General features: G+C 45.3%; 3 protein-coding genes. All 3 read left to right on the top strand.

The features are described from left to right. Positions 1-1979 (top strand): translation initiation factor IF-2 (gene infB, locus WEIDD23_RS02190; protein ID WP_197458769.1); only part of this gene is annotated, 1979 nt, incomplete at its 5' end. Positions 1980-2004: 25 nt separating this feature from the next. After that, positions 2005-2361, top strand: a complete 357-nt coding sequence (gene rbfA, locus WEIDD23_RS02185) for a 30S ribosome-binding factor RbfA (protein ID WP_010373741.1) — start codon at positions 2005-2007, stop codon at positions 2359-2361. A 73-nt stretch (positions 2362-2434) separates the two neighbouring features. After that, positions 2435-3109: tRNA pseudouridine(55) synthase TruB (gene truB, locus WEIDD23_RS02180; protein ID WP_082778298.1), on the top strand; the 675-nt coding region annotated here is incomplete at its 3' end.

The following is a 3109-nucleotide window of genomic DNA, read 5'->3' as shown; positions in this document are numbered from 1 at the left end:
ACAACAACCAAGGTAACCAAAACCGTTCAAACAATGGTAACGGTAACCAAGGTGGTAACCGTAACAACAACCGCAAGAACAACCGCGGTGGAAACAACGGTCGCCCAAACAACAACTGGAACGGTAATAACCGTAACAACAAGAAGGGTAAGAAGGGGCCTGGTCGTAACCGTAACAACGAAAACCGACCAGCACCAACAGTACGTAAGGACCAACCATTACCAGAAACTCTGGTTTACTCAGTTGGTATGAACGTGCAAGATATTGCCAAGTTGATTCACCGTGATGCCACGGAAATCATCAAGAAGTTGTTCATGTTGGGTGTGATGGTTAATCAAAACCAATCATTGGATGCTGACACAATCGAAATCTTGGCTGCCGATTACGGTATTGAAGCTGAGCAAAAGGTTGAAGTCGACATTGCCGACATCGACAAGTTCTTTGAAGCAGAGCAAGAAAATACAGAAAACTTGGCTCCTCGCGCCCCAGTCGTTACGATCATGGGACACGTTGACCACGGTAAGACGACTTTGCTTGACTACTTGCGTAACTCACACGTTACGGAAGGTGAAGCTGGTGGAATCACGCAACACATCGGTGCTTACCAAGTTAAGACTGATGAAGGTCGTGTGATTACGTTCTTGGACACGCCTGGACACGCGGCCTTTACGGCGATGCGTGCCCGTGGAGCTGATATCACGGATATCACGATTTTGGTTGTGGCTGCCGATGACGGTGTTATGCCACAAACAATTGAAGCGATTAACCACGCCAAGGCAGCTGGGACGCCAATTATCGTTGCAGTTAACAAGATTGATAAGCCTGGTGCAAACCCAGAAAACGTTATCAACCAATTGATGCAATACGAATTGATCCCAGAAGAGTATGGTGGAGACACAATCTTCGTCAACATTTCAGCCAAGTTTGGTCAAAACATCGAAGAATTGTTGGAGATGATTTTGTTGACGGCTGACGTGTTGGAGTTGAAGGCAAATCCTGATCAACGTGCGGCTGGTTCTGTTATCGAAGCTCGTTTGGACAAGGGTCGTGGAACGATTGCGACGGTCTTGGTTCAACAAGGAACGATGCACGTTGGAGACCCAATTGTTGTGGGTAACACATACGGACGTGTTCGTACGATGACGAACGATCGTGGTCGTCGTGTTAAGGAAGCTGTTCCTTCAACACCAGTTGAGATTACTGGGTTGAATGATGTGCCATCTGCTGGTGACCGTTTCGTCGTCTTTGAAGATGAAAAGACTGCCCGTGCAGCTGGTGAAGAGCGTGCTAAGCGTGCTTTGATTGCTGATCGTAACCGTAACAACGTCGTTTCTGTTTCAGACTTGTTTAACAAGATGGCTGAAAAGCAAATGAAGTCTGTGCCAGTTATCATCAAGGCTGACGTGCAAGGTTCTGTTGAAGCATTGGCTGGTTCATTCCGTAAGATTGACGTTGACGGTGTTAAGGTTGATATCTTGCACACGGCCGTTGGTGCAATTAACGAATCGGACGTCACTTTGGCTGAAGCTTCTGGTGCGATTATCGTCGGATTTAACGTGCGTCCTACGCCACAAGCCCGTCAACAAGCGGACTCAGACAAGGTTGATATTCGTTTGCACAACGTTATCTATAACGCAATCGATGAAATTGAAGCTGCGATGAAGGGTCAATTGGATCCTGAGTTCAAGGAAGAAATTGTTGGTACAGCTGACGTTCGTGAGTTGTTCAAGGTTTCTAAGATTGGAACGATTGTCGGTGGTATGGTGACATCAGGTAAGATTACGCGTAACTCTTCAGTTCGCTTGATTCGTGATGGTATCGTTATCTTTGACGGTAAGCTTGCTTCTTTGCGTCGCTTTAAGGATGACGTTAAGGAAGTTAAGAACGGTTACGACTTCGGTTTGACGATTGAAAACTACAATGATGAAAAGATTGGTGATGTAATCGAAGCCTACGAAATGGTTGAGATTCCTCGCTAATTAACAAAGGAAATGGAGAGCTAAAATGGCACAACAAAATTTCCGTGTTGGACGTCTTGAACAAGAAATCCAACGTGAAGTCAACGATTTGTTGCTAAAACGCATCCGCGATCCTCGGGTCGAAGGTGTAACGGTTACCGGTGTTGAAGTTACTGGTGATTTGCAACAAGCTAAGATTTACTACAGTGTCTTGTCAGAATTGGCATCTGTTAATCAAAAGGCAGCTGCTGGTTTGGAAGCCGCCACTGGTTTGATTCGCAAGGAATTGGGATCACGTTTGGCAATTTACAAGACGCCAGAATTGAAGTTCGTTAAGGATGAATCTGTCCAATATGGTAACAAGATTGATGATTTGATTCGTCAACTACACCAAAACGACTAATAATTTAGAGAATGGCGACCTGCTTTGGGTCGCTATTTTCATACATAGCTAAAAATGATAAGAGGATTACATCATGGATGGTATTTTACCGGTATACAAAGAAGCAGGCATGACGTCACACGACGTTGTGTTCAAATTACGTAAAATTTTACACATGAAAAAGATTGGTCACGCTGGGACGTTAGATCCATCAGTTGACGGGGTTCTGCCAGTGGCGCTTGGAAAAGCGACCAAGACAATTGAATTTTTACAAGAATCCGGTAAGATTTACACGGGTGAAGTAACATTTGGGTTTGCCACAACAACTGAGGATTTGGATGGCGAGATAGTCGAATCTCAACCATTGTCACGGCCATTTACGACTGACGAAATTGCGGTTGCCATGAAGGCCTTGACGGGTGACATTACCCAAATTCCACCGATGTTTTCGGCAGTTAAAGTCAATGGCCGTCGTTTATATGAATACGCTCGAGCTGGCGAAACTGTCGAGCGACCTGAGCGCCAAGCGACTATTTATCGATTTGAACGTACGTCTGAGCCAATATTTGATGAAACAACTGGAACGCAAAAGTTTACATTTGTTGCGGAGGTTTCCAAGGGGACTTACATTCGCACACTAGCTGTTGACTTGGGTAAACAGCTTGGCGTACCAGCGGTCATGAGTCAACTTACGCGCCAAAAGGCTGGCGGTTATGACTTAAGTCAAGCTCATTCGTTGGCTGATATTGCTGAAATGATGACAACTAAC

This window comes from Weissella sp. DD23, assembly GCF_001579105.1.
Taxonomy (GTDB): domain Bacteria; phylum Bacillota; class Bacilli; order Lactobacillales; family Lactobacillaceae; genus Weissella; species Weissella cibaria.
This window is presented reverse-complemented; position numbering and strand designations above follow the sequence as displayed.